This is a genomic window from Roseburia sp. AF25-13LB, assembly GCF_003478915.1.
GTDB classification, from domain to species: domain Bacteria; phylum Bacillota; class Clostridia; order Lachnospirales; family Lachnospiraceae; genus Roseburia_C; species Roseburia_C amylophila.
Window position 1 is genome coordinate 69,196 of record NZ_QUFO01000011.1, and the last position, 25,064, is coordinate 94,259.

Sequence of the window (25,064 nt, forward strand, 5' to 3'; positions counted from 1 at the left end):
TTCCTCTGCTGATAAAAATGGAGGAAAAAATATGATTTTGACTGTAAACGGAGAAATTTTGCCGGAAGAATTAGGCATTACAATGTGCCATGAGCATCTGGCAGTAGATTTGTCTCCGGTAAGAGGAGATAAAGATTCGGATTTTGATGATTCCTCATTAATCATAGATGAATTAAACAAAATGAAACAATACGGGGTAAAATCTGTAGTAGAAGTATCTTGTAATGATATGGGGAGAGATGTGAAGAAACTTCAGATGTACAGCAAAGCGTGTGGAATTCATATTATTGCGGCAACAGGATTTTATTTGGCAGAATATCATACACAGAAAGTAAGAGAGTCTAATGCTGAAGAGTTATGCGATATTTTTTGTAAGGATATTTTAGAAGGAATTGATGATACCGGAGTAAAAGCAGGAGTAATTGGCGAGGTGGCATCTGGCGAACCACAGATGAGACCGAGCGAGAAAAATGTGCTTACAGCTGCAGCAATGGCAGGAAAAAAGACCGGAGTAGCGGTAACGACACATTGCCAGCTTGGAAAATTGGCACAGGAGCAGATAGAGATATTTGAACAGCAGGGAATGGATCTTACAAAGGTAGTTCTTGGGCATTTGGATCTTGCAAATGACAGAGATTATTATGAGAAAATTTTAAAAACAGGAGTCAATATCGGTTTTGATACAATTGGAAAGACTGCTTATCTGAGTGATGAGCAGCGCGCAGATAATCTTTTGTGGCTGATAGAACGTGGCTGGGAAAAACAGATTGTACTGTCACAGGATATTTCACGCAAGAGTTATTTGTCAAGGGGGGGAAAATATTCTGGATATATGACGGTTATGAAAGACTTTGTGCCGCTTCTTAGAGCAAGAGGAATCAAACAGGAGACCTTAAATAGATTTTTGATTGAGAATCCGGCAAGAATTTTTGATAAAGCAGATTGAGGTGATTATTACGAAAACATATCCTTTAAAAAGCCTTACAGTAGAAGAAGCAACAGAACTTCAATTTTATATTGTAGATTGTATTACAAGAAATATGAGTGGAAGGGAAATGCTTTCAAGAGGAGATCTTGGAGTTGTAAGTGGAAAAAATAAACCGATTATAACAGAAAAAGCGGAGCGTGTAATAGCAGAAGTTTTTGACACTGAGGCATGTATGTTGGTGCGTGGAGCAGGAAGCGGATCAATCCGCATGGGGTTGCATGCAATACTTCATCCGGGAGATTCAATACTTGTTCATAAGGCTCCTATATATAATACGACAAAAACATCATTAGATATGATGGGGATTAGAATTGTGGAAGCAGATTACCACAATCAGGATGAAATAATAAACGTAATAAAAGAGAATCCACAAATTAAAGCCGCATTGGTGCAATATACAAGACAGAGTCCGCAGGATCATTATGATATGGAAGAGGTAATTAAAGCAATAAAATCCGAGCATGAACTGACTGTTTTGACAGATGATAACTATGCTGCATTAAAGGTTTCAAAAATTGGAGTTCAGTGTGGTGCTGATTTGTCCTGTTTTTCTTCTTTTAAATTATTAGGCCCGGAAGGGGTCGGCATCATTGTCGGTAAAAAGAAACTTATTGATTCATTAATTAGTGAAAATTATTCAGGGGGGATGCAGGTTCAGGGGCATGAAGCATTGGATGTATTACATGGATTGGTGTATGCGCCAGTCGCACTTGCACTGGAAGCCGGAGTAAGTGAAGAATGTGTACAGAGATTAAATGCAGGAGAAATTCCAGAGGTAAAGCAGGCATTTGTTGCAAATGCACAGTCAAAAGTGATTTTGGTGGAATTTAAAGAAAAAATAGCAAAAACAATTTTAAAAGAAGCAGAAAATCTTGGAGCAGCGCCATATCCGGTTGGCTGTGAGTCAAAGTATGAAATGGTACCATTGTTCTATAGAATTTCTGGAACTTTTCGAAAAACAGATCCGCTGTTGGAAGAGCGAATGATTCGTATCAACCCATTGAGAGCCGGAAGTGATACAGTAATCAGAATCATAAAAGAATCTATAGAAAGAGGAAAGAGATGTTTATAGATAAAATACAGAAAACAAATCAGGAACTGCTGGATGTTGCATTTGCGTTTCAGCAAAATGGGCAGATTTTACCAGATTCTTATGTGATAGATATGGACATTTTGCTGGATAATGCAGCAAAAATTTTGAAAGAAGCGAAGAAAAACGGAGTAGAACTTTTCTTCATGCTGAAACAGGTGGGGAGAAATCCATATATAGCCCGGAAACTGATGGATATAGGATATGAAGGGGCAGTTGTTGTTGACTTTAAAGAAGCCCGGATAATGATGGATGCAGGAATCCCGATTGGAAATGTGGGACATCTGGTACAGATTCCAAATGCAATGATTCCGGAACTGGTAGCATATCATCCAAAGGTAATTACGGTCTATTCCATGGAAAAATTAGAATGCATACAGCAGGCTGCGAAAGAACAGAATATTACACAGAAAGTGCTTCTTCGTGTATATGATAATGGAGACATTATTTATCCAGGACAGACAGCCGGCTTTTTGTTAAATGAACTGAAAAAAATTACAGCCGATATATTGGAAAATTATCCTAATATACAGATTGCAGGAGTTACGTCATTTCCATGCTATTTATATGATGAGAAAAAAGGCGATATAGAACCAACCTATAATCTTTTAACAGTAAAAGAAGCAGTTGACATATTAAAAGAAGTAGGTGTTGAGGTAAAAATTGTCAATACACCATCTGCAACATGTACTAGAACTGTACAGAAGATGGTGGAGTTTGGTGGAAATTGCGGAGAACCTGGGCATGGATTGACCGGAACTACTCCTATGCATGCAGTGTGCGACATGGAAGAGACTCCGTGTATTGTATATGTAAGTGAGATTTCACATAATTTTGAAGGAAAAGCCTATTGCTATGGTGGTGGGCATTATAGACGGTCACATATGAAATATGCATTAGTAGGCAGAAATTTAAAGAATGCACAAAAGATGGAGGTATTACCACCGTCTTTGGAAAGTATAGATTATCATTTTGAACTGGAAAAAGAGTGTGAAATTGGAGTAGCTGCGGTAATGGCATTTCGTTTTCAGATTTTTGTAACCAGGAGTGATGTTGTAATCATGGAGGGAATCCATAAGGGAAAACCTGAAATCGTGGGTGTCTATGATAGTTTAGGAAGGAGAAAAAAATGAGTAAAAGGTTTGTCGTGATTGTATTGGATGGATTTGGAATAGGTGCAATGAATGATGCAGCAAGGGAAAGACCAGGGGATGAAAAAGCTAATACGTTAAGAAGTATACTTTCGGATTATCCGGACATGAAATTGGCTAATCTGGAACAACTGGGGCTTATGAATGCATTTGGGGCAGAAAGCAATGATATGAAGTATTGCGAGTCGGCAAACTTTGGAAAGTCAGAGTTGATGCATTTTGGAGCAGATACTTTTATGGGACATCAGGAAATTATGGGAACATTGCCAAAGAGACCAACCATGCATCCATTTCAGGAAAAGGTTGATGAGGTTTATCAGCATTTAAAGGAAAATGGACACAAGGTAGAATTTGTGGTAAGAGGAAATCTAAGGTATATTGTGTGCGATGACTATGTTACCGTAGCGGATAATCTCGAGGCAGATCTTGGAATGTGCTACAATGTTACGGCACCATTAGATTATATTTCTTTTGAAAAGGAATATGAGATAGCAAAGCTGGTCAGAGAAGTTGTTACTGTTGGAAGGGTTATTGTATTTGGTGGAACAGGAAACACAATGGAGGATTTGTACCGTGCAGAGGAGATAAAAGAGGGAAAGTTTATTGGAATTGCATCTGCAAAGTCAAAATCCTACGAACATGGTTATCAGTGCCTTCATCTGGGCTATGGCGTAGACGAAAATGTTCAGGCACCTACAATATTAGGGAAAGCAGGAATTCCAGTCACATTGATTGGAAAAGTGGCAGATATTGTCACAAATAAAATGGGAGTCAGCATATCCTGTGTACCGACAGATGAGTGCATGCAACTTACGATAAAGGCAGTAAAAGAAAATGAACAGGGATTTATATGTACAAATGTGCAGGAAACAGATCTTGCCGGACATTCACAATCTTCTATGCAGTATCGAAAGATTTTGGAAAAGGCAGACAGAGGACTTGGGGAATTATTACCACTTCTAACGGAAGAAGATATTCTGGTGGTAATGGCAGACCATGGAAATGATCCGGATATCGGACATAGTAAACATACACGGGAATGTGTACCATTGTTGGTGTATAAAAAAGGAATACAGGGGCGACACTTGGGTATCCGCAAAACACTATCAGATGTGGGAGCTTCCGTCTGTGAATATTTTGGGGTAAAAGCACCGCAGAATGGAACAAGTTTCCTAAACAAAATACAGTAAGCTATGGAGATACAATATGGAAGTAAAAATTGTCGAAAATTATCAAGAAATGAGCAGGCTTGCAGCAATACTTCTTGCGGCGGAGGTTATAGAAAATCCGCACACAATTTTAGGTCTGGCAACTGGTTCCACTCCTGTGGGACTTTATAAAGAATTAATCACAATGTATCAGAATGGAAAGTTGGATTTTTCAGATGTAAAAACATTTAATCTGGATGAATATGTGGGACTTGCAGCAGAACACGAGCAGAGTTACCATTATTTTATGAAGAAAAATTTGTTTGAACATATAAATATGAAGGAAGAAAATATACATATTCCACGAGGGGATGCCGCAGATATTTCAGAGGAAGCATTGCGGTATGAACAGGAAATACAAAAGACAGGGAAGATTCAATTACAACTTTTGGGACTTGGGGAAAATGGACATATTGGATTTAACGAACCGGCGGATTCTTTTTCTGTACAAACAGGAGAAATTGTCTTGGCAGACAGCACCATAGAAGCCAATCAGAGATTTTTTGAAAGAAGAGAGGATGTGCCTAAAACAGCTATTTCTATTGGAATCGGCACAATAATGAACGCTGAAAAAATACTTCTTGTGGCGTGTGGAGAAAAAAAAGCAAAAGCAGTAAAGTCTGTTGTAGAGGGAAGGGTCACACCACATGTTCCGGGAAGCATATTACAGTTTCATCCGCATGTGACTGTAATAGCAGATAGAGCAGCGACAGCTCTACTGAAAAAATAAAAGTACTGAATTTTAGAAAAGAAAAGGGCATTGCACTAACATAATATGATTTAGTGCGATGCCCTTTAAATATACTTTATTTACTGGGAAATTTGTGCTTGAGACGAAAGATGTGATACATCCATATAGTTTGGAAGTCCGTTGTGATATGCAATCGGAACTTCGCCCTGTATCAGCGGGGTGAGATAAGTAAGCATCTCATACGTGACATTGTTGCCTCTGGCATTAATCCATTCGCGCGGAACGGATTTCGCTTCGTTTGCTATATTTTTGATCTCTGCGTAGTCGTATGCAATGGTATAGGGTGCATCAGAGGTTCGTTTCATAATGACCATCGAAGCGGTGACACCCTGCAGAGCCAACGATACGGCTTTCTCTCCGGATAAGAACGCTTCCTTTAAATCGGTGGCAGAGGAGAGATGCACTGCGCAGCGCTGCAGGATGTTAATTTCAACGGAGCGGACCTTGACAGGAAGGCTTGCCCTGATCAGAAGTTCCAAAGCTTTTCCGGCGCCACTCAACTGGCTGTGACCGAATGTGTCGGAAGAGTTTTCTCCAGCACTGATGTAATTGCTGTTACTGTCATGAATTCCCTCTGAGACGGCGACAATCACATTGTTTTGCACGGTGAGAAGATCACGCACATCTTCAACAAAACTTTCGGTGTTAAAATCACTCTCCGGAAGATAGATCAGGTGCGGCGCGCTGCAATATGAATTGCGAGCGAGTGCGGATGCAGCCGTCAGCCAGCCGGCGTCGCGTCCCATAATCTCGATAATCGTAACGCTTTTAACTGGATAAATAATCGTGTCATGCGCAATCTCAAGGAGTGTAGATGCGATGTATTTTGCAGCAGAGCCAAAGCCCGGAGTGTGATCGGTAATCATAAGATCGTTGTCGATGGTCTTTGGGATGCCTATAATCTGAATATTGCTACCGATTGAGTCAGCATAAGAGGAAAGTTTTAACACGGTATCCATTGAATCATTTCCACCGATATAGAAAAATGCCTTAATGTTTAAAGCCTTAAATTGTGCAAAAATCTTCTCATAATCGGATGCATCTTCATGGTAATCCTTTAATTTGTAGCGGCACGAGCCCAGATACATGGCCGGTGTAGTTGCAAGCCGCTGTAATGTGTCTTTGCCGGAAGCCGCCAGCTCCGTAAGATTTAAGTAATGCTGGTTCAGAATACCGAGAATACCATTGATCGAACCGTAGACTGTTCCATAATGTCCAATAGATGCGCGGATGACGCCCACAAGACTGGCATTGATTGCAACGGTCGGACCGCCGGATTGCGCAACGATGCAATTAGGTAAATTTATATGCTGTGTCATGGTAAAAATCCTCCTCCTATACGATATAAAGTTTGATACCCATATCCTGAATAATGTTTTTCCATTCATCCGTAATGCCGCTGTCTGTGACAATTGCATCGACGGAATTGAGCGGTGCAACAAAAGCAGAACGTACCAGTCCAAACTTGCTGGAGTCTGCTACGAGAATTGTGGAAAGAGAAGAGCTCATTGCCGCCTTTTTCGTCAGAACTTCATAGTTGTGCGCACAGGTGATGCCGAGTGCTTCGTGAATACCGGATGCAGCAAGGAAGAACTTGCTGGCACGGCGGCTTCTGATCAGTTCATTGGCATAGGAAGATTCAAACATCTGATCTGCCTTGTGCAGCAGACCGCCTGCTAACGTGAGCTGGATGCCTTCCTTTGGGAAAAGCTGCGTTAATGTATAGTAGTTATAACATGTAATATTCAGATTAATATGTTCCGGAATAAAATATGCCATAGCTGCAATCGTTGTACCGGAATCGAGGATGATGGTGTCGTTCGGTTGAATCAGTGACGCGGCAAACTGTCCTATCATCTGTTTTTCCTTCGCAAACTTCGTCTGTTCCGAGTGAAGCGTGTATTCGCTTTCAATATTTGTAATCATAGACTTGTCATTGACCGGCAACTGGATTCCGTGACTGCGCACAAACAGGTTATTCTCTTTTAAATATTTCAGATCCCGCCGTATCGTCATCTCGGATACATTTAACATTTCCGAGAGATCTTTGACCGATAGGGAAGGTGATTCCTGCAAAAAGGAATAGATTTCATTGATTCGTTGCTCCTTTTTCTTCAATATGTTCACCTCTCATTAAAAAAATCACAAGTTATTTGTATAAAGTATAACATAATACAACTTAAAAATGTTAGAAAATGTTCAAAAATGTTTGATTCATGAAAAATATACAAAAAAACAATATTTGGATTGTGGAAAATAGTTATACTGATAAAATGAAAATATTAAGAAAATATTGGAAAATAAAGAAATATTGAGAAAATGTGCGAAGTAACAAAAAATATAAAAATGTTAGAAATTGTTCAAAAACTAACAAATTTGGATTTGATGTACATAAAAATTCGTGGTAAAAAATAATTACAACGTATGAAGTGCACTACAATATACAAAAGTAAAGGAGAACGATATGGTAAATTTAAGCAGAAAAAAGTATGTGAGACTGCTTGTCGTAGCACTTATCATCTGTTTGATCAGTATGATCGGCGCAAGTCTCGTCAATACGAACTTTGGACACATCAAAGTACAGAACTTTAGTATTGAGGATGCAAACGGACACAAGATAGCACTCGTAATGTACAAACCGGAAAATGCAACGGCTGAGACGCCTGCACCGTGTGTTGTAACATTACATGGTAGTTTCGATGCAAAAGAGACACAGGATTACACCTGTCTGGAACTTGCAAAGAGAGGATTTGTTGTATTGTCCATGGACTGTGACGGACATGGAGATTCCGATAACTACAAAGACAACCCAATGGATGCTTTCTTTACAGTAACCGCGAACCCGGGTTCTGCATTTGAGGATATTTCTACATCTCCTGGATCAGGAATGTGTGATGTTGTAAATTACGCTTACAACAGCCTTTCATTTGTAGATAAGGATCAGATCGGTATCACAGGACATTCTCTTGGCGGTAAGATGGCGAATGCCTGCCTTGCTTACAACAAGATTCAGGAAGCAAACGGTGGTGTAAATCAGGTAGCAGCAGTATTCCTTATGGGAAATCAGCAGCTAAACATTGATGGTGTATGGCAGGATCATTTAAATTATGATCCGGATGACACACCGGACAGCGGCGACGAGATTCCGTTATACTACGATGTCGATTATGGTATTGATGCCGGACAGTTAGATGAGAACAACTATCAGACAGAAGCCGGTGGACCGCAAAACTTCTATAAGTCAGCCAATGCAAGAGTTCTCATTAACGAGCTTGATAATTATGATTTGCAGGAAGGCGATGATGTTGAAGTTGGCAAGATCTACGAAGGAACCGTACAGGGTTCTGAGGAGAAATATATCCGTGTTTTATATCAGCCTTATGAGACACATATTTTAAACCATTACTCATTGGCAACAACATCAAATCTGGTTGACTTCTTCCAGAATGCTTTTGAAGCACCGAATTACATTGATGCAGGAAGCCTTACAATCCAGTACAAGTGGTTCTTTAATACCATTGGTGTAATCGGATTCTTCCTCTCAGTATATGCATTTGCAAGTATTTTATTAACAACCGGTTTCTTTGGTACATTACTTGCCAAGAAGGAAAGCGACATCTACGTTCCGGCAGCACCAAAGGGTGTCAAAGGAAATGTAATTTACTGGGTATTCTTAGCATTAGGCGGATTACTTCCGGCAACATTCATGATTCCATTAGAGCAGTGGATTGGTGCCCACAAGGGAGCAGATTTCGCGACACGATCACTCTTCGGAACGAAGATCTGGCCACAGGGATTAACATTAGAACAGGGTATGTGGACAGGTGCGGCAGGACTCCTTGGATTAGCATTCTTCGCAATCGGTTATTTCCTGGTTAGTAAGAAGAATGGTGTAAAACCTGCTGACTGGAACTTAAAGATGAGCAGGTCCAATGTAGGTAAGACTATTTTAATCGTACTTGCATCAATTGGATTTGGATATGGTGTTGTAGGCTTTGCGAAGTACTTCTTCGGAGTAGATTTCCGTTTTATCAGCTATGTGATCAAGTGGCCTTCAAGTGGATCGCTCCTGATTGCATTAAGATTTATCCCATTAGTTGCAGTATTCTACTTTGCAAATGCACTGTGTCAGAACCTTTGCAATATGGTGGCAGGAAGAAAAGAGTGGTTAAATACATTACTGATGTGCCTTGCAAACATTATTGGTCTTGTATGCATCTGGGTCTACCAGTACTCAGGACTGATCTCAAAAGGAGTTGTAAGACTCGATAGTGCACGCGTAATGCTTACATGGCCATTATTCATTAACCTGACTGTGTGCACCATCATTTCCAGAAGATTCTATAAGAAGACTGGAAAGGTTTATATTGGAGCACTCATGAATACAATCCTGTTTACAGTGATTGGTTGCGCAAACACAATGACATTGTACTGTACAAACTGGTGGTTCTAAAAAACTGGGGGAGTATCCGGGATACTCCCCCAGCTATTAAAATCTGGTATGGAGGTAGAAATGAGAAAGATTATAAACGATCCTGATAACATTGTAGAGGAGATGATGGAAGGCTTTATTGCGGCGTATCATCATATGTATTACAAACATCCTGAAGTAAACAGTGTGATCAGCCGATGCAGAAGAAAAAACAAAGTGTCGTTGATTATCGGCGGTGGAAGTGGACATGAACCGATGTTTTCCGGTTTTGTAGGAGCAGGACTTGCCGATGCTGCATGCTGTGGAAACATTTTTGCTTCACCGGATCCGAAGAATATTTACGAAACCGGAAAAAGCATTGATGAAGGCAAAGGAATTCTGTTTGTATATGGCTGTTATGCAGGCGATAATCTGAATTTTGATATGGGTGAAGAGTTCCTGAATGCCAAAGGAATCAAGACCGCACATGTGCGTGTACAGGACGATGTGGCGAGTGCACCAAAGGAGCGAAGGGAAGACCGAAGAGGCATCGCAGGTGATGTCTTTGTGATCAAGATTGCCGGAGCTGCATGTGATGCAGGATTAGAACTTGAAGAAGTAACAAGAATTACGGAGAAGGCAAGAGACAATACCCGTACAATCGGAGTAGCCACAGCACCGGCTCAGCTTCCGGGAGCGGACAAGCCCATCTTTGAATTAGGTGAGGACGAGATTGAATACGGAATGGGACTTCACGGTGAAAAAGGTGTAGAGAGAACCAAATGGGAACCGGCAGATGTTCTGGTAGAGAAAATGTACCGTCAGATTATGGAAGATTCAGACTTGAAGCGTGGTGACAAAGTATGTGTTTTGGTCAACGGCTTAGGTTCCACAACAATTTTAGAACTATCAATCGTGTTCCGTAAGTTAAACGAACTGTTAAAAGAAGATGGAATCGGGATTTATGACACGGATTTAAATAACTACTGTACCAGTCAGGAAATGGGTGGATTTTCTATCACATTGATGAAACTGGACGATGAACTTAGGAAATATTACGATATGCCATGCTATTGTCCATTCTACGCAAAGGGAGCGGTTGAGCCTGTTGGAGAAGTGGCGGATGAGATTGAAGATACAGCACCAAAGAAAGAGAAGAAAGAAAAGAAGCAGCGGATAGCAAGCACTTATGTGAGAGGAAAGCATTACGAGAAGTTAAATGCAGAGGACTGCAGACAGATGCTTTTGTATATCGCGGATAAGATTCTGGCGAATGAGCCGTATCTGACCGAGGTGGACAGTGCAATTGGAGATGGCGATCATGGAATCGGCATGGCGACTGGCATGAAAAATGTGAAGGAAGTGCTTCTTGATATGGAAGGCGAGAAAAATGTATACAGTATCTTTGAGGAAGCCGGTAAAGCAATGCTTCTTAGCATGGGCGGTGCTTCCGGTGTTATCTTCGGAAGCCTTTATCTGGAAGGTGCTCTTGGTACGGAGAGCAAAGACTACCTTACTGCTGAGGACTTAAAGGCAATGGAAGAGAAGAGTCTGAAAGCCATCCAGGAGCGTGGCAAGGCAAGCGTCGGAGACAAAACAATGGTTGATGCGCTGGCACCAGCGGTAGAAGCAATGCAGCAGCATTACACCGAAGGTTTGGAGAAAATGCTCGAAGAGGCAGAGGCAGGCGCATTGCGCGGAGTGGAAAATACGAAGGATTGCATCGCCAGATTTGGCAGAGCAAAATCACTCGGCGAGAGAGCATTGGGATTCCAGGATGCAGGTGCAACCTCAACATGGTTGATCTTCCAGAGTATGAGAGAATTTGTGAAAGGAGAATAAGTAATATGAAGATAGCAATCGGATGCGACCCAAACGCACAGAAAGAAAAAGAAGAGGTTATAGCATTTATTGAGAAGAAGGGATACGGAACTGTAGAGGATTTCGGAAGTGAAGATCCAATCTATGCAAACGTGGCCATTAAGGTCAGCGAAGCAGTCGCTTCCGGTGGGTACGACAGAGGAATTTTAATCTGCGGAACCGGAATCGGAATGTCCATCTCCGCAAATAAAGTAAAAGGTGCATACGCGGCACTGGTTTCGGATGTTTATTCCGCACAAAGAGCGCGTTTGAGTAATGATGCAAACATCATCTGCATGGGAGCTTTTACAATTGGAAGCAAAGTAAGAGAACTGTTAGTTGAGGCATTTTTCGAGAACGAATTTGTAAAGGGATGTGTTTCACAGCCGAAAGTTGATGCGTTTGTGGAGTACGATCAGAATAGATAAGCAGGTAAAGCATATGAAACGAAAGAAATATTTTGGCAGTAATTTAAAAATGTATAAGAATGTCGCACAGACGGAAAGCTATCTGAAGGAGCTGGCAGACAGAACGAGAGAGCTTTGCATGCAGAATCCGGATATGGAATTGTTCATTCTGCCGTCTTACACGTCTTTGGAAACAGCGTCAAAAAGTACGGATCAGTCCGAAATCCATCTTGGTGCACAGAATATGTGCTGGGAGGATGAAGGTCAGTTTACCGGTGAGATTTCTCCGGTTATGTTAGAGGAACTTGACCTTCACCTTGTAATGGTAGGTCATTCCGAGCGCCGACATGTCTTTGGAGAGAGCAACATTGAGGAAAACAAGAAGATGCTCGCCGCGATGAAGCACGGCTTTACCGGTCTTCTATGCATCGGCGAGACGAAAGAAGAGAAAGGGTACGGTATCGCAGATGAGGTACTGCGTACACAGATCAAGGTTGGTCTGCATGGAATTGCGGCAGAGGATCTGGATAAAGTATGGATTGCATATGAGCCGGTATGGGCGATTGGTGTCAATGGTATACCAGCACCAGTGGAGTATGCACAGGAAAAGCATCATGTGATCCGAGAGACATTAAGAGAACTGTACGGCGAAGCCGCAGATGTTGTTCCGGCACTGTATGGCGGAAGTGTGAATCTTGAGAATGCGACTAGGCTTTTTGTACAGCCGGATATTGATGGCTTATATGTAGGAAGGGTTGCATGGGATGCAAAGCGTTTTGCCGGACTGATTGCAGATTGTCTGGCAACGGGTGAAAAGTAGAAGGTAGAAAGGAGTCAGCATGACAGAACTCGAATTAAAAAAGACAGCAAATGAGGTGCGTAAAAATATTGTGACCGCTGTGTATCATGCACATTCCGGTCATCCAGGTGGATCATTATCCGCAGCGGATATATTGACTTATCTCTATTTTGAGGAGATGAATGTTGAACCGAAGGATCCTGGGAAAGCGGATCGAGATCGTTTTGTATTATCCAAGGGACACGCAGCGCCGGGATTATATTCTGCCCTTGCGGAGCGTGGCTATATTGATAAAGAAGAATTAAAAGGCCTTCGTCATGTAGGCTGTTTCCTGCAGGGACATCCGGATATGAAGCATATACCGGGCGTGGATATGTCATCCGGTTCACTTGGACAGGGCATTTCCGCAGCCGTAGGTATGGCTCTGGCGGGTAAGATGGATCATGCGGATTACCGTGTGTACATATTGCTCGGTGACGGAGAGATTCAGGAAGGTCAGGCTTGGGAGGCTTCCATGCTGGCTGCCAACCACAAGCTTGACAATCTGGTTGTAATCGTGGACAACAATAACTTACAGATTGACGGAACGGTAGAAGAGGTCAATTCCCCATATCCAATCGACGAGAAATTTAAAGCATTCAAATTCCATGTGATCAGCATCAACGGAAACGACTTTGACGAGATTGCAGCAGCTTTCAAGAAAGCCCGTGAGCACAAGGGACAGCCTACTGCGATTATTGCCAGGACGATCAAAGGAAAAGGTGTTTCCTTCATGGAGAACCAGGTAGGCTGGCATGGCAAGGCACCGAACAAAGAGGAATATGAGACAGCAATGGAAGAATTAGAGAAAGCAGGTGAAGCATTATGTCAGAAGTAAAGAAGATTGCGACACGTGACAGTTACGGCAATGCATTGGTCGAATTGGGTAGGGAGCATGAAAATCTTGTTGTTTTAGATGCAGACCTGGCAGCTGCCACCAAGACTGTTGTATTTAAGAAAGCATATCCGGAACGTTTTATCGACTGTGGGATCGCAGAGGCAAATATGACTGGTGTTGCAGCAGGACTTTCTACATGTGGAAAGGTTCCATTTATCAGTTCTTTTGCGATGTTTGTAGCAGGAAGAGCATTTGAGCAGATACGCAATTCTATCGGATATCCGCATCTGAATGTGAAGATTGGTGCGACGCATGCAGGAATTACCGTCGGCGAGGACGGAGCAACACATCAGTGCAACGAGGATATTGCTTTGATGCGGACGATTCCAGGTATGGTTGTGATTAGCCCGGCGGACGATGTGGAAGCACGTGTAGCCGTGAAGGCGGCCTATAAGTATGAAGGACCGGTCTACTTACGATTTGGCAGACTGGCACTTCCAGTCATCCACAATGAGTCAGATTATACATTTGAGATTGGAAAAGGCGAAATTCTTCGCGAGGGAAAGGATCTGACAATTGTTGCAACCGGTGCAATGGTGAGCAATAGCCTTGAGGCTGCCAAAAAACTGAAAGAAGACGGTATCGAGGCAAAGGTGATTAACATTCATACAATCAAGCCACTCGATGAGGGCCTGATTGTTAAAGCAGCAAAAGAGACCGGCAAAATTGTCACGGTAGAGGAGCATTCCGTGATCGGCGGACTTGGAAGCGCGGTATGTGATGCACTTGCGGTGAAGGCTCCGACTCAGGTTTTAAAAATCGGAATCAACGATACGTTCGGCGAGTCCGGACCGGCAGTGGAACTGCTTAAAAAATATGGGCTGGATGCAGATAACATTTATGCAAAGATTAAAAGCTTTGTAAAATAATTCAAATAAGCAGCAGGAAAGCCTATATAGATGGTTTATAAAACTGCGTTATAACTCTTCCCGCTGGGCTGCCGGCAGGGTGAAGATAAATTCTGTGCCGACTCCTTCGGTACTGATGACGTTGATATTTTCATCATGTGCCTGAATAATTTCTTTTACGATAGAGAGTCCAAGACCGGAACCCTTCTTGTCCTTTCCACGGGACAGGTCGGTTTTGTAGAAACGCTCAAAAATTTTGTTCTGGCTGTCTTTTGGAATTCCGATGCCGGTATCCTTGACAGAAACAAATACTTTTTCGCTTTTCTTGGTGGTCTCAATGGTGATTTCAGAATCATGGTGGCTGAACTTGATGGCATTGTCAATCAGATTATAAACCACCTGCTGAATCTTGCTCATATCCGCTTTTACATAAAGTGTTTTACCGGCAAGAATCAGGTGGAAGGAAATCCGTTTGGCTTTGCAGGTTCCCTCAAAGGTAAGACAGGTCATTTTAATTAACTGGTTAATGTCAAATTCGCTGACGTCTAACATTGTGCCGTGGCTGCCGTATTTATTTAACTCTAAGAGGCTCTGGGTGAGCTTGGACAAACGGTCTGTCTCGAAAACAATGATATTTAAATATTTTTCCTGCATCTCCGGTGGAATCGTTCCGTCTAACATGGCTTCCACATAACCTTTGATGGAAGTAAGCGGAGAACGGAAATCATGGGAGACATTGGAAATAAATTTACGCTGGTCATCCTCCAGGGTATTCAGCTCGTTTGCCATATAATTTAGAGAAGCGGCAAGATAGCCGATTTCATCATTTTTATGTACCGGAATTTTATAACTGAAATTGCCCTCGGCAAAAGCATCAGCACCCTTAATCATTTTGCGGATTGGGATGTAGACCTCGAAGCCAATGATAATCAGTAACAGGGTTGCACAGATAAAAATCAGAAGCAGAGTCAGGTACATAATATTCAGTAAATGTGCATGATGGTGCGTGATTACGGAAAGCGGCTGGTGAATCAGCACATATCCACGCACCTTGTAATTAATCGTAATCGGCGAAAATACCGTAAGATGCGTATCGTCATAATAATTATAAAAAGAACCGGTGGTGTAATATTTGCTGCCAAAATCTGCCACATTAAATCCGTCAATGTGTGTCAGGTGGTCCATGTCCACAGATGCATTGGAGTTAATCAGAATATCACCATCTGTATTCATGACCCATATTTCTGAAGAAAGATAAGTGCTAAGGGTGGCAAGACTGTCATGCAAGTCATCTACCGTAATATCTTCATTGAAATAGTTTGAAGCATAGGTAGATGCAATCATATTGGCTTCCTTGTAAAGCCGGTCAACTTCGGTATCTTCAATATATTCATAAGTATAGTGGGAGCTGAAGGTGGATACGAGAATAAAGCCGAGAATGCCAAAAATCACATATCCAATCAGCAGCTTCAGATAAAGTCGTTTCTTCATTCTTTAACCTCGAATTTGTATCCGATGCCCCAGACCGTAGAAATGCTCCAGGCGGTATGATCGTTAATTTTCTCACGAAGTCTTTTTACATGAACGTCAACGGTTCTGGTATCGCCTACGTATTCATAGCCCCAGATATGGTCTAAAAGCTGTTCTCTGGTAAATACCTGATTCGGTGAGGATGCAAGAAAATAAAGAAGCTCTAACTCCTTTGGCGGCATATCAATTGTTTTGCCGTAATATTCTACGGAATAGTTGGAAAGATTGACCACCAGATCCGGATAAGTAACACATTTTAAATCCGGCTGTACAGGCTCCTGCTTCACCGGCTGGTAGCGGCGGAGCACCGCCTTGACTCTGGCAACCAGTTCTTTGGAATCAAAAGGCTTCATGATATAGTCATCTGCCCCCAGCTCCAGTCCGAGAACCTTGTCAAAGATTTCACCTTTGGCAGATAACATAATAATCGGAACATTTGCTTTTGCCCGGATTTCACGGCATACCTGATAACCATCAATGCCCGGAAGCATCAAATCAAGAAGAATCAGATTTGGTGCATAGGTTTCAAATTCTTTCAAAGCAGATTCCCCATCATGAACCATCTTTGTATCAAAGCATTCCTTCGTGAGATACAGGGAAATCAGTTCTGCGATATTAACATCATCATCTACAATTAAAATTTTCTGTTTTGCAGCCATAGGAAACTTCCTTTCTGTTTTACGTAGTTCATATACTTGATTTATTTAAATTCTGCAATGGTAACACCAGCATCTCCTTCACCAAATTCTCCTAAGTGGAAGGACTTGATATAAGACTGTCGTTTCAAATGACTCTGTACGGCACTGCGCAGGGCACCGGTTCCTTTTCCGTGTACGATGCGCACGGAAGGAAGATGTGCAAGATAAGCATCATCCAAGTATTTATCCAAAAGAGCAATAGCTTCATCCACTGTTTTTCCAATCAGATTGATTTCTGTGGAAACAGAAGCGGATTTACTCATCTTAAGCTTTCCGGCACCGGTCTTGGCATATTTCTTGCTGCCCGGAGCAGCATCTTCAATTAGTACTAAATCCTTGATGTTTACCTGGGAGCGGAGAATTCCCATCTGCACAAAGAGGTCACCCTTTGCATTCGGCAGGGAGTGTACCGTTCCGGTTAAATTCATACTTAATACTTTTACGCTGTCACCGATACGAAGCTTCTTTGGAACCTTTGGATTGTAGATGGCAGTATCTTTTTCCTTTGAGCTCTTTTTCTCATTGGCAGCCATTTTCTCCCGGATATTGGTACGCTGTTTTTCCATTTCCTGAATGGAAGGTCTGGTAGTGCCATATTTATTGAAATTACGGATTGCCTCATCTGCAGTATCTTTGGCTTCCTGCAGAATCTGGTTTGCTTCTTCTTTTGCTTTACGAAGAATGGCATCCCGGCTTTCATCTAATTTTTCCTGCTTGTTCTTTAACTGCTGTTTTAATGCAGCAATTTCTGATTTGTAACGGTTGATTTCGGCCTGTTCTTTCTCTATGGTGATGCGGCTTGCTTCCAGGTCAGAAAGTAAATCTTCAAAATTCTGTTCATTACTGCTGATACGGGTTCTGGCATCCTCGATTAAAGTATCGGAAAGACCGAGTTTTTTGGAAATTGCAAAGGCATTACTTTTTCCCGGAATACCGATGAGAAGACGGTAAGTCGGACTTAAGGTCTCTACATTAAATTCGCAGCAGGCATTTTCAATTCCACTGGTAGTTAAGGCATAAATCTTAATCTCACTGTAGTGGGTGGTCGCCATGGTACGGATGCCTCGACTGTGAAAATAAGATAAGATAGAAACCGCCAGGGCAGCGCCCTCCGTAGGGTCAGTTCCGGCACATAACTCATCAAAGAGAACCAGGGAATGTTCATTGGCTTCTTTTAAAATGTGGATAATGTTGGTCATATGGGAAGAAAATGTGCTTAAGTTCTGCTCAATGCTCTGTTCATCTCCAATATCTGCAAAAATATTGTCAAAAACAGCAAGCTCACTGCGGTCTCCGGAAGGAATCGGAAGTCCCGCCTGTCCCATCAGAGTGAGAAGTCCCACAGTTTTTAAGGAAACGGTTTTACCACCGGTATTCGGGCCGGTAATGACAAGCTGGTCAAAATCGCTGCCTAAGGAAATGTCGATAGGAACTACTTTTTTTGCGTCCAGCAGAGGGTGTCTGCCCTTTAAAATACGAATTTTCCGTTCCGTATTAAAATGCGGTGTAATTCCATTGTATTCCAAGGCATAAGCTGCTTTTGCAAATATAAAATCAAGCTCTGTTAAAATCTGATAATCGGTTTCAATGGCAGGAATATATTCCCCTGCTTTTGCCGATAAAGTGGCAAGAATAACGGCAATTTCGTCCTGCTCTTTGATGGATAATTCTTTTAATTCGTTGTTCAGATTTACCACAGCCATTGGCTCAATGAAAAGAGTAGAACCGCTGGAGGACTGGTCATGCACCATACCGGTAATCTGGGATTTGGCTTCGGCTTTTACCGGAAGGCAGTAGCGGCCGTTACGCATGGTAATGACAAAATCCTGCAGGCAGTTTCTGACATTCTGGTTATTTAACATCTGGTTTAACTGCGCATGGATGCGGTCGCCGGTTGAGCGGATGGAACGGCGGATGGATTTTAAATTACTGCTGGCATCATCACTGATTTCATCCACAGAAATGATGCAGCGGCGGATCTCATCACAAAGAGGACTAAGAGGTTCTAAACCATCAAAAAGTTCGCTCAGGGAATCAGACGGAAAATCTTCCCGTTCCTTTCTGCCATAGGCTTTGACCCGGCGGGCAGTCTCTAATAATTTACAGAGGCCGAGAAGCTCTTCGATATTCATGGTTCCGCCGATTTCCACACGCCGGATGGCGGAAGAAAGCGGTTTGATACCGGAGCAGTCAAGCCGTCCCTTTTTCAGGCTGCGGTTCATGGCATCCTTAGTCTGCTGCTGTGCATTGGTAATCTCTGAGAGGCTGGTGGAAGGAAGCAGGGAAAGACAGCGTTCCTTGGTATCCGCACCGAAAGCATACTCCGCGAGCCGCTCTACAATTTTATTATATTCTAATGTTCTTAAAACCTTTTGATTCATAAATATTCTCCGTAAAATGTACTAAAAATCACTGCTTCTATTATACCCCAAACCGATTGTGGTGAAAAGGGCGGTTGAAAATAAGTTTCCGGATAAATGGCAGGATAAATATTTTGATCCCACGATTTTATAATAACTCGGACAGTGCCTTTGCCAGTGCTTCACAGGCTTCTGGAATTTCTGATTCTTCCAGTGAACTAAAGCCCAATAGAAAGATATCCTCGGAAGCCGTTCCAGTATGGAAGTACTGTTGAACACCATAAATGGAAATGGACTTTTCGCACAGGGCGTCGATCAGCTTTTGCTGGTTGGTGCAGTTGCGGATCCGGACAATAATGTGGGAACCGGCAGGCGTATCTACTACATCCATATAGGAAGAAAGAAATGTATGGATGGATTTCAGCAGAAGATTATATTTATGTTCATTTATCTTAACCAGCTTCCGCAGGTGACGCTCAAAGTCACCAGATGCAATAAAATTGGATAAGGCAATCTGGTTAAAGGAAGGAAGTGCCGCATTAAAATAGCGGTACATCTGCTCATACTTATCCAAAAGAGAATATGGGAGAATAAAAAATGCCGTCCGCATGGATGGAGTCAGTATCTTGGCGAAAGTGTTAAAATAAATTTTATATCTAATTTTCGATTATCCGCATAAACACTATACTTTCAAGTATTTTGAAGTATAGAAAAAACTCATTTTACCACGAATTTACCACGATTGAATGAGCCTTGATATGACCTATAAAATAACACCCAAAAGACATCATTACACCTAAATGGTGTCTTTTTAAAAAGCAGTCAATCCTAAAACTAACTGCTTTGTGTATATGGATATGAAATTGTAAACTAGAAGCTGTTTATTTTTTCTTTTTAGGTTTTGGCGTTGGTAGTTCATCATACATCACATCAAATAACCCCGTCAGAAAATCTTTATTATCAACTTCTTCCACCAATAACATTTCTTTGGCGTTTTCGTATGGAATTTCATAAGTAACTGTCGGCATATAAGAAATTGCAGACTTTGTTGGTTTTACAAGTAACCTATCATCATATATACCGCCAACGATTTTTCCACGATAATAAATAATAAATTCTCCCATCATTGCACGATATGTTATTTCTTGTAATTCTGATAATTGTTCTAAAACAAATTGTAAATAATCTTTACTTGAAGCCATTTCCAACCCTCCAATCTTGAATTTTATTATTCCAATGCTTTCTTTAAGTCCAGAACAAATTGCTTTTGTTGTTTTTTCAAATAGGTTTTTACAAAAGGTTTCATAAACCACTTTTTAGGTATCACATTTTCTGTAAAGTCTATTTGTGTTTCATTCCCTTTGTCTATAAAAACACCAATCCAATGACCTTTCATGTTGCTATTCTCCATATCAAATTCCCAGCGTTTATATGGTTCTGCAACGGTAACGGTAAATGTAGTAGCATATCCATTTTTTGTGTATTCAATAAATTGTTTGTCATTTATTATTTCTGTTTTGCTCAAATCACTTCGCCATGAGTTATATTTATCAACAGCTAAAACAATGTTCCAAACTTTTTGAATATCATTACTAATAATTGTATTTATATTTGAAATTGCCACTTTTTCATTTCCCCTTTTCAAACTGGAATTTGTCTTACAACAATTTATATATGCATAAAAAGCAATATATTTATGAAAACACCCTAAATCCAAAATCTACTCAATTCATTTTTCCTTACATAAAATGTTCTCGTATATTTCACTTCCTCACCAAGTGTTTCCCCTATCAAAACTTCAAAATCATTGATATCAAATTCTGGAAAGAATGTATCTCCATCTTCAATATTTAAATCTACTTCTGTGATATACATTTTATCTACTATTTGCAAAGCTTCCTTAAATAGTCCATATCCACCAGATATGTATACATCTCGTCCTTTAGCCAATAATAATGCATCTTCTAATGATTTAACTGAAACTAAATTATCTCCTTGATACTCTGTTGTGGTGGAAACAACAATATTCATTCTATTAGGCAACGGATGACCGATTTCTTCATAAGACTTTCGCCCCATAATAACCACATTACCCGTTGTTAACTCTCTAAATTGCTTTTGTTCTCCCTTTATTTTCCATGGTATATTACCATTCTTGCCTATAACATTATTCTTTGACCTCGCAACAATCAAACCTATCATCTATTTCATCCTCCATAATATGATGTCGTACCTGTGATTCCATCAAGTGCACCACATCTTAACAAACTCAAAATTATCTCGAACTAACCAGCTCGACAAATTCAAGTTTGCCGAAATATATTTCTAACTTTCCCTATTTTACAGACATTCCAGCCCATTCATTAGTGAAATGATATGTATTTTCCCTTATTTTTGCCCTTATGAGATAATCGTAAGGGAAATAAGGGAAAGTTTTATTTAGTCGTTGCCTGCCACTTTATCAAGTAACTTTGCGGATTCCCGCTTGGCTTTTCTTGTGGAATGGGCGTAGACATTCATTGTGGTACTGACATCTGAGTGTCCTAACAGTTCCTGTACATCTTTCGGAGCTGCTCCATTTGCCAGAAGGTTGCTTGTGTAGGTGTGTCGCAACTGGTGAAAATGAAATCCTTCAAATCCATCCAGTTTCTGAGCAATCTTCCTGCAAACAATTCCTAACGTGCTTGGCAGTTCCAAACTTCCATTCGGTCTTAAGCAGACAAAGGATATTTCCTTATAATCTTCTGGAACATTCTCTGTTCCGTCCAAATGATAGAACTCATAGTAAACTCTGTTTTTGTCTTTTACTTCTCTGTAGTAGTTTTTGTGGTAAAGTTCTCCGTACTGCATTCGGTTTTTAAGCTGTTCCTTTTGGGCATTACGAAGAATCTCTGCCAGTGTATCTCCAAAATCAACAATCCTTACCTTTTTTCGTTTGGTTGGTCCGATGATATTCTTGTGCCTTGAACCATCATAGCGGATACTGCGTCTGATTGTAAGGCACTGTTCTTCAAGATTTACATCCTGCCATGCCAGACCACAGGCTTCACCGATACGAAGTCCTGCATAATAAGCTATCTGGATTGGAAGTATTGCCGGTGGATTGTAATCCTGTAGAAATTCAATCAGTCTTTCATAATCCTCTCGTGGAATTGGCTGTATATCGCCATCCATGTCATCATCAGAAAACAGGTCAACCTCATCCGTCTGGTATTTCAGCTTAATATACTGCATCGGATTGAAAGTGATATATTGCTTTGGTGATACTGCAAACCGGAATGACTGCTGTAATACTGCCGAGAAAGAACGAATGTAATCTTTGCTATAACCTTTTCTTTCTGAACCATCTGGATAAGTGCCACCAAAGGAAAGCAGATTGAAGAAGGCTTGTAAATGCTCAGATGTTACATTTTTCAACTTTCTCTCTGAAATTGGATGCTTCTTGATGTTGGTAATTGCACCGAGGTAATTCTGGACTGTCCCATTACTGAGAGTACCGGTCTTTAATTCTTCCTCTGCCCATATATCAAGTAATTCTCCAACTGTAATATTTTCCGACTTTGCAATGAATTTTTTGCTTTCGTAATCGTCCATTGCCTGACGGAGCAGTTTTTCCGTTTCACTTTTGCTTTCTGTTCCAGCGTATTCTTTCTGAACTAGATTGCCGCTTGCATCTTCTACATAGAAGCGGTAGTACCATTTCTTTCCTTTTTTTCTTACAGATCCTTTTGCCATAATCGTGTGTCTCCTTTCGATATCAGACAATCGGAACTGATGAAATGCTTCTTGCGTGTAAGTATATCATAACTCCGGTTGTCGTTCTATACCGAATCGGAATCCTCATACAAAACTTCTGATAAAAGATTTTCAAGCCTTTGTTCTGCCATTTCCGGTTTCTTGGAATAGAGCCTTACAATATCTGCCATGTCATTAAAGGCATTAACAGTATGGGTGATCTCCCGGAGAAACATAATCTCGTTATATTCATCATTCGATTCAAACCCCATTACCTTTGCAATATCCGATTCATTCGTTCTGCCCTTGTAATTCTTGCAGGCAAACTGGAATGATTCCAGAAACAGGTTATATTGCTTTAACATTAACAGCAGTAAATCTTTTGAAAAAGCATCTTCCTTTTTACTAAGGTCGAGAGGTAGCTGTTTGAGAATATCGCCCATTGCATCACGAATCTGTAATTCTTTCTTATCCGTAATATCGGTTTCGTATTCATCGGTTTCACCTCTGAGCCATTCAATAGATACATGAAGTGCTTCCGAAAGACCTTCCAGCACCATCTTTTTGGTATTGTCAATCGAACCATTCTCATAACGCAGGATTGTGGAAGCGGTAACTCCCATCTTCTCTGCAACATAAGGCTGTGTCAGATTTAATTCCAGACGACGCTGTTTTGCCCTGCTGCCTATCAGCTTGCGTAATTCTTTATCTTTCATGCTGATTGCCTCCTTTTTCGGTATGTATGAATTATAGCATGTACCTCACGTAATTGCAATATGCAATCTAATGATTAATTTTAAAATTTCATAACGCTTGACAACGCAATATAAAACCGCTATACTAACAGCACAACAAAAATTGCATAATGCAATTTAATAGAAGGTGACAAGATGACGGAAAGAAAGATTGCATTATCCATCGAGGAAGCAGCCGACTATACAGGAATTGGCAGAAATACTTTGAGAAAGCTGGTTGAATGGAAGAAGCTTCCGGTATTAAAAGTCGGAAGAAAAGTCCTTATTAAAACTGACATTCTGGAAAAGTTCATGGAAGCCAACGAGGGGCGAGATCTGAGGGATAAAGGAAATGTAAAAGCTGTCACAAGAAATGTGGCAACTTAAAAAGGCGGCTTCCTACGAAACCGCCAAAGGTTCTATCAGACCGAAGCCATGATATACCTACACGCAAGAGGATTATACCATGTGCTTCTCCTGATATGCAACCGGGAACTGTTGTTTATCGGAAAAAGAGAGGATGAAGACGATATGGCGAAATCAACAAAGACTTATGAAGAAAGAATACGTGCATTAGAGAAAAAGGAACAGGAAAGCATTGAAGCTACAAAAAAGCTCATAGCACAGCGGAAGGAACTGGAAAAGAGAAAGAAAGCGGAAGAAAGTAAAAAACGAACCCACAGGCTCTGTCAGATTGGAGGAGCGGTGGAATCGGTTCTTGGCTGTCCGATTGAGGAGGAAGATTTACCAAAGTTGATAGGATTCTTAAAAAGGCAGGAAACAAACGGGAAGTTTTTCTCAAAAGCGATGCAGAAAGAATTAGTTACAGACATGGAGGAAGTGTAATGGCGGAGGGAGTGGGTTTTCCATTCCCTTCATTGCCTTTGAATGAAGGGCGCACTTATGGACAACCAGAGGTCGTCCTTATAAGTTTGCCACAAGTGGCAACCGGTCTGCGCTTACGCTTGCCGGGCTCGTTCCGTCGGCGGGGCTTTCAGCCAGACCTGCTCATGCCGCAGGGGGCACTCTTGCGCAGAGGGCGTTCCGACAGCTTCACTCCTGCAAAATCAGAAGAAGATGCTGTCGGAAATCAATGCCGGATACGGCAGAAAGGGGGAATCGTATCATGGCGATATTTCACTTTACAGTAAAGATTGTCGGGCGCAGTAAAGGAAAATCTGTCATATCCGCATCGGCATATCTTAATGGAGATGTGATGAAGAATGAGGAAACAGGCAGAATCAGTTACTATACTTCCAAAAAGGAAGTCGTCTACACCAGTCTGATGATGTGCGAAAATGCACCTCCTGAATGGCTGCATGTACCGGAAGAAAATATAAAAAGGTTTCAACAGTCTATCCGTTATAAAAGAGCGGATGATAAAGATGCCGCACTGGAAAAGTTTAAAATCACATTTCAGAAACAGCGTCTATGGAATGAGGTCTTAAAGATAGAAAAAAATGCAGATGCACAGCTTGGACGCTCATTTGAATTTTCCCTGCCGAAAGAATGGAGCAGACAGGAACAGATTGATTATACAACCGAATATATTCAAAA

Annotated in this window: 26 protein-coding genes; 15 read left to right on the forward strand and 11 right to left on the reverse strand. The window is 41.3% G+C overall.

All coding sequences use genetic code 11. The features are described from left to right. Positions 1-31 precede the first annotated feature (31 nt). The 5 genes from DWY37_RS13615 to nagB are packed head-to-tail and all read left to right on the forward strand — an operon-like array spanning position 32 to position 5,167. Positions 32-946, forward strand: coding sequence for a phosphotriesterase family protein (locus DWY37_RS13615; RefSeq protein ID WP_117947371.1), 915 nt, complete (start codon positions 32-34; stop codon positions 944-946). Next, positions 930-2,060 carry an aminotransferase class V-fold PLP-dependent enzyme gene (locus tag DWY37_RS13620; protein WP_243006666.1) on the forward strand — a complete coding sequence of 377 codons (1,131 nt, stop codon included), beginning with the start codon at positions 930-932 and terminating at the stop codon, positions 2,058-2,060. The genes DWY37_RS13615 and DWY37_RS13620 overlap by 17 nt, the downstream gene beginning before the upstream one ends. Beyond that, complete coding sequence (locus DWY37_RS13625; protein ID WP_117947370.1) at positions 2,051-3,211, forward strand: YhfX family PLP-dependent enzyme; 1,161 nt, start codon at positions 2,051-2,053, stop codon at positions 3,209-3,211. Before DWY37_RS13620 ends, DWY37_RS13625 begins: the two co-directional genes overlap by 10 nt. Next, the gene (locus tag DWY37_RS13630) at positions 3,208-4,419 is read left to right on the forward strand and encodes a phosphopentomutase (protein ID WP_117947369.1); all 1,212 of its coding nucleotides are present in this window, start codon (positions 3,208-3,210) and stop codon (positions 4,417-4,419) included. Before DWY37_RS13625 ends, DWY37_RS13630 begins: the two co-directional genes overlap by 4 nt. Positions 4,420-4,435: 16 nt before the next feature. Beyond that, positions 4,436-5,167 (forward strand): glucosamine-6-phosphate deaminase, encoded by a 732-nt coding sequence (gene nagB, locus DWY37_RS13635; protein WP_117947368.1) that lies wholly within the window; start codon positions 4,436-4,438, stop codon positions 5,165-5,167. Between the two features lie 80 nt (positions 5,168-5,247). On the opposite strand, the gene DWY37_RS13640 is transcribed toward nagB, so the two are convergent. Beyond that, positions 5,248-6,495 carry a 6-phosphofructokinase gene (locus DWY37_RS13640; protein ID WP_117947402.1) on the reverse strand — a complete coding sequence of 416 codons (1,248 nt, stop codon included), beginning with the start codon at positions 6,493-6,495 and terminating at the stop codon, positions 5,248-5,250. A gap of 28 nt (positions 6,496-6,523) precedes the next feature. Then, positions 6,524-7,306 (reverse strand): DeoR/GlpR family DNA-binding transcription regulator, encoded by a 783-nt coding sequence (locus DWY37_RS13645; RefSeq protein WP_022242757.1) that lies wholly within the window; start codon positions 7,304-7,306, stop codon positions 6,524-6,526. Positions 7,307-7,652: 346 nt separating this feature from the next. Between DWY37_RS13645 and DWY37_RS13650 the strand changes: the two genes are divergently transcribed. Genes DWY37_RS13650 through DWY37_RS13675 form a run of 6 tightly spaced genes read left to right on the forward strand, consistent with a single transcriptional unit; the run spans position 7,653 to position 14,471 of the window. Continuing rightward, positions 7,653-9,641, forward strand: coding sequence for an alpha/beta hydrolase family protein (locus tag DWY37_RS13650; RefSeq protein ID WP_117947366.1), 1,989 nt, complete (start codon positions 7,653-7,655; stop codon positions 9,639-9,641). Between the two features lie 60 nt (positions 9,642-9,701). Further along, the gene (gene dhaL / locus DWY37_RS13655) at positions 9,702-11,441 is read left to right on the forward strand and encodes a dihydroxyacetone kinase subunit DhaL (RefSeq protein ID WP_117947365.1); all 1,740 of its coding nucleotides are present in this window, start codon (positions 9,702-9,704) and stop codon (positions 11,439-11,441) included. A 5-nt stretch (positions 11,442-11,446) separates the two neighbouring features. Then, positions 11,447-11,887, forward strand: a complete 441-nt coding sequence (locus tag DWY37_RS13660; RefSeq protein WP_117947364.1) for an RpiB/LacA/LacB family sugar-phosphate isomerase — start codon at positions 11,447-11,449, stop codon at positions 11,885-11,887. Between the two features lie 13 nt (positions 11,888-11,900). Beyond that, positions 11,901-12,686, forward strand: coding sequence for a triose-phosphate isomerase (gene tpiA, locus DWY37_RS13665; RefSeq protein WP_022242753.1), 786 nt, complete (start codon positions 11,901-11,903; stop codon positions 12,684-12,686). A gap of 19 nt (positions 12,687-12,705) precedes the next feature. Next, positions 12,706-13,542, forward strand: a complete 837-nt coding sequence (locus DWY37_RS13670; protein WP_118542298.1) for a transketolase — start codon at positions 12,706-12,708, stop codon at positions 13,540-13,542. After that, positions 13,530-14,471 (forward strand): transketolase family protein, encoded by a 942-nt coding sequence (locus DWY37_RS13675; RefSeq protein ID WP_022242751.1) that lies wholly within the window; start codon positions 13,530-13,532, stop codon positions 14,469-14,471. Before DWY37_RS13670 ends, DWY37_RS13675 begins: the two co-directional genes overlap by 13 nt. Before the next feature lie 48 nt (positions 14,472-14,519). Here DWY37_RS13675 and DWY37_RS13680 read toward each other — a convergent pair whose 3' ends face one another. From DWY37_RS13680 to DWY37_RS13725, 9 genes are all read right to left on the reverse strand, one after another. After that, positions 14,520-15,941, reverse strand: coding sequence for a HAMP domain-containing sensor histidine kinase (locus tag DWY37_RS13680; protein ID WP_117698357.1), 1,422 nt, complete (start codon positions 15,939-15,941; stop codon positions 14,520-14,522). Beyond that, a complete protein-coding gene (locus DWY37_RS13685) occupies positions 15,938-16,639 on the reverse strand; it encodes a response regulator transcription factor (protein WP_117698358.1) in 702 nt (233 codons plus the stop codon). The genes DWY37_RS13680 and DWY37_RS13685 overlap by 4 nt, the downstream gene beginning before the upstream one ends. Positions 16,640-16,680: 41 nt before the next feature. Beyond that, positions 16,681-19,059, reverse strand: coding sequence for an endonuclease MutS2 (locus DWY37_RS13690; protein WP_118542300.1), 2,379 nt, complete (start codon positions 19,057-19,059; stop codon positions 16,681-16,683). 127 nt (positions 19,060-19,186) lie between these two features. Further along, a complete protein-coding gene (locus DWY37_RS13695; RefSeq protein WP_118542302.1) occupies positions 19,187-19,648 on the reverse strand; it encodes a hypothetical protein in 462 nt (153 codons plus the stop codon). Positions 19,649-19,919: 271 nt separating this feature from the next. After that, positions 19,920-20,240 (reverse strand): TfoX/Sxy family protein, encoded by a 321-nt coding sequence (locus DWY37_RS13705; RefSeq protein WP_004612621.1) that lies wholly within the window; start codon positions 20,238-20,240, stop codon positions 19,920-19,922. 26 nt (positions 20,241-20,266) lie between these two features. Next, positions 20,267-20,662, reverse strand: a complete 396-nt coding sequence (locus DWY37_RS13710) for an SRPBCC family protein (protein WP_010775277.1) — start codon at positions 20,660-20,662, stop codon at positions 20,267-20,269. A gap of 83 nt (positions 20,663-20,745) precedes the next feature. Then, positions 20,746-21,240 carry a trimethoprim-resistant dihydrofolate reductase DfrF gene (gene dfrF, locus DWY37_RS13715; protein WP_002322211.1) on the reverse strand — a complete coding sequence of 165 codons (495 nt, stop codon included), beginning with the start codon at positions 21,238-21,240 and terminating at the stop codon, positions 20,746-20,748. Positions 21,241-21,477: 237 nt separating this feature from the next. Then, positions 21,478-22,773, reverse strand: coding sequence for a tyrosine-type recombinase/integrase (locus DWY37_RS13720; RefSeq protein WP_118333201.1), 1,296 nt, complete (start codon positions 22,771-22,773; stop codon positions 21,478-21,480). An 86-nt stretch (positions 22,774-22,859) separates the two neighbouring features. Continuing rightward, complete coding sequence (locus DWY37_RS13725) at positions 22,860-23,489, reverse strand: helix-turn-helix domain-containing protein (RefSeq protein WP_118592608.1); 630 nt, start codon at positions 23,487-23,489, stop codon at positions 22,860-22,862. 174 nt (positions 23,490-23,663) lie between these two features. Between DWY37_RS13725 and DWY37_RS13730 the strand changes: the two genes are divergently transcribed. The 4 genes from DWY37_RS13730 to DWY37_RS13745 all read left to right on the forward strand — a co-directional run. Then, on the forward strand, positions 23,664-23,894 hold the full coding sequence (locus DWY37_RS13730; protein WP_003505382.1) for a helix-turn-helix domain-containing protein: 231 nt from the start codon (positions 23,664-23,666) through the stop codon (positions 23,892-23,894). Positions 23,895-24,038: 144 nt separating this feature from the next. Continuing rightward, complete coding sequence (locus DWY37_RS13735) at positions 24,039-24,353, forward strand: hypothetical protein (protein WP_041254741.1); 315 nt, start codon at positions 24,039-24,041, stop codon at positions 24,351-24,353. Further along, positions 24,353-24,658 carry a hypothetical protein gene (locus DWY37_RS13740; RefSeq protein WP_118333199.1) on the forward strand — a complete coding sequence of 102 codons (306 nt, stop codon included), beginning with the start codon at positions 24,353-24,355 and terminating at the stop codon, positions 24,656-24,658. Before DWY37_RS13735 ends, DWY37_RS13740 begins: the two co-directional genes overlap by 1 nt. After that, positions 24,634-25,064, forward strand: a 431-nt coding sequence (locus tag DWY37_RS13745; RefSeq protein ID WP_158576455.1) for a MobA/MobL family protein, incomplete at its 3' end; no start/stop codon positions are given. The genes DWY37_RS13740 and DWY37_RS13745, both read left to right, overlap by 25 nt.

Coding starts and splice junctions, on each gene's coding strand:
- DWY37_RS13660 (WP_117947364.1), top strand. CDS start 11,447: ATGAAGATAGCAATCGGATGCGACCCAAACGCACAGAAAGAAAAAGAA.
- nagB (WP_117947368.1), top strand. CDS start 4,436: ATGGAAGTAAAAATTGTCGAAAATTATCAAGAAATGAGCAGGCTTGCA.
- DWY37_RS13725 (WP_118592608.1), bottom strand. CDS start 23,489: ATGAAAGATAAAGAATTACGCAAGCTGATAGGCAGCAGGGCAAAACAG.
- tpiA (WP_022242753.1), top strand. CDS start 11,901: ATGAAACGAAAGAAATATTTTGGCAGTAATTTAAAAATGTATAAGAAT.
- DWY37_RS13615 (WP_117947371.1), top strand. CDS start 32: ATGATTTTGACTGTAAACGGAGAAATTTTGCCGGAAGAATTAGGCATT.
- dfrF (WP_002322211.1), bottom strand. CDS start 21,240: ATGATAGGTTTGATTGTTGCGAGGTCAAAGAATAATGTTATAGGCAAG.
- DWY37_RS13675 (WP_022242751.1), top strand. CDS start 13,530: ATGTCAGAAGTAAAGAAGATTGCGACACGTGACAGTTACGGCAATGCA.
- DWY37_RS13680 (WP_117698357.1), bottom strand. CDS start 15,941: ATGAAGAAACGACTTTATCTGAAGCTGCTGATTGGATATGTGATTTTT.
- DWY37_RS13670 (WP_118542298.1), top strand. CDS start 12,706: ATGACAGAACTCGAATTAAAAAAGACAGCAAATGAGGTGCGTAAAAAT.
- DWY37_RS13735 (WP_041254741.1), top strand. CDS start 24,039: ATGGCGAAATCAACAAAGACTTATGAAGAAAGAATACGTGCATTAGAG.
- DWY37_RS13705 (WP_004612621.1), bottom strand. CDS start 20,240: ATGGCTTCAAGTAAAGATTATTTACAATTTGTTTTAGAACAATTATCA.
- DWY37_RS13630 (WP_117947369.1), top strand. CDS start 3,208: ATGAGTAAAAGGTTTGTCGTGATTGTATTGGATGGATTTGGAATAGGT.
- DWY37_RS13740 (WP_118333199.1), top strand. CDS start 24,353: ATGGCGGAGGGAGTGGGTTTTCCATTCCCTTCATTGCCTTTGAATGAA.
- dhaL (WP_117947365.1), top strand. CDS start 9,702: ATGAGAAAGATTATAAACGATCCTGATAACATTGTAGAGGAGATGATG.
- DWY37_RS13695 (WP_118542302.1), bottom strand. CDS start 19,648: ATGCGGACGGCATTTTTTATTCTCCCATATTCTCTTTTGGATAAGTAT.
- DWY37_RS13650 (WP_117947366.1), top strand. CDS start 7,653: ATGGTAAATTTAAGCAGAAAAAAGTATGTGAGACTGCTTGTCGTAGCA.
- DWY37_RS13690 (WP_118542300.1), bottom strand. CDS start 19,059: ATGAATCAAAAGGTTTTAAGAACATTAGAATATAATAAAATTGTAGAG.
- DWY37_RS13625 (WP_117947370.1), top strand. CDS start 2,051: ATGTTTATAGATAAAATACAGAAAACAAATCAGGAACTGCTGGATGTT.
- DWY37_RS13685 (WP_117698358.1), bottom strand. CDS start 16,639: ATGGCTGCAAAACAGAAAATTTTAATTGTAGATGATGATGTTAATATC.
- DWY37_RS13720 (WP_118333201.1), bottom strand. CDS start 22,773: ATGGCAAAAGGATCTGTAAGAAAAAAAGGAAAGAAATGGTACTACCGC.
- DWY37_RS13730 (WP_003505382.1), top strand. CDS start 23,664: ATGACGGAAAGAAAGATTGCATTATCCATCGAGGAAGCAGCCGACTAT.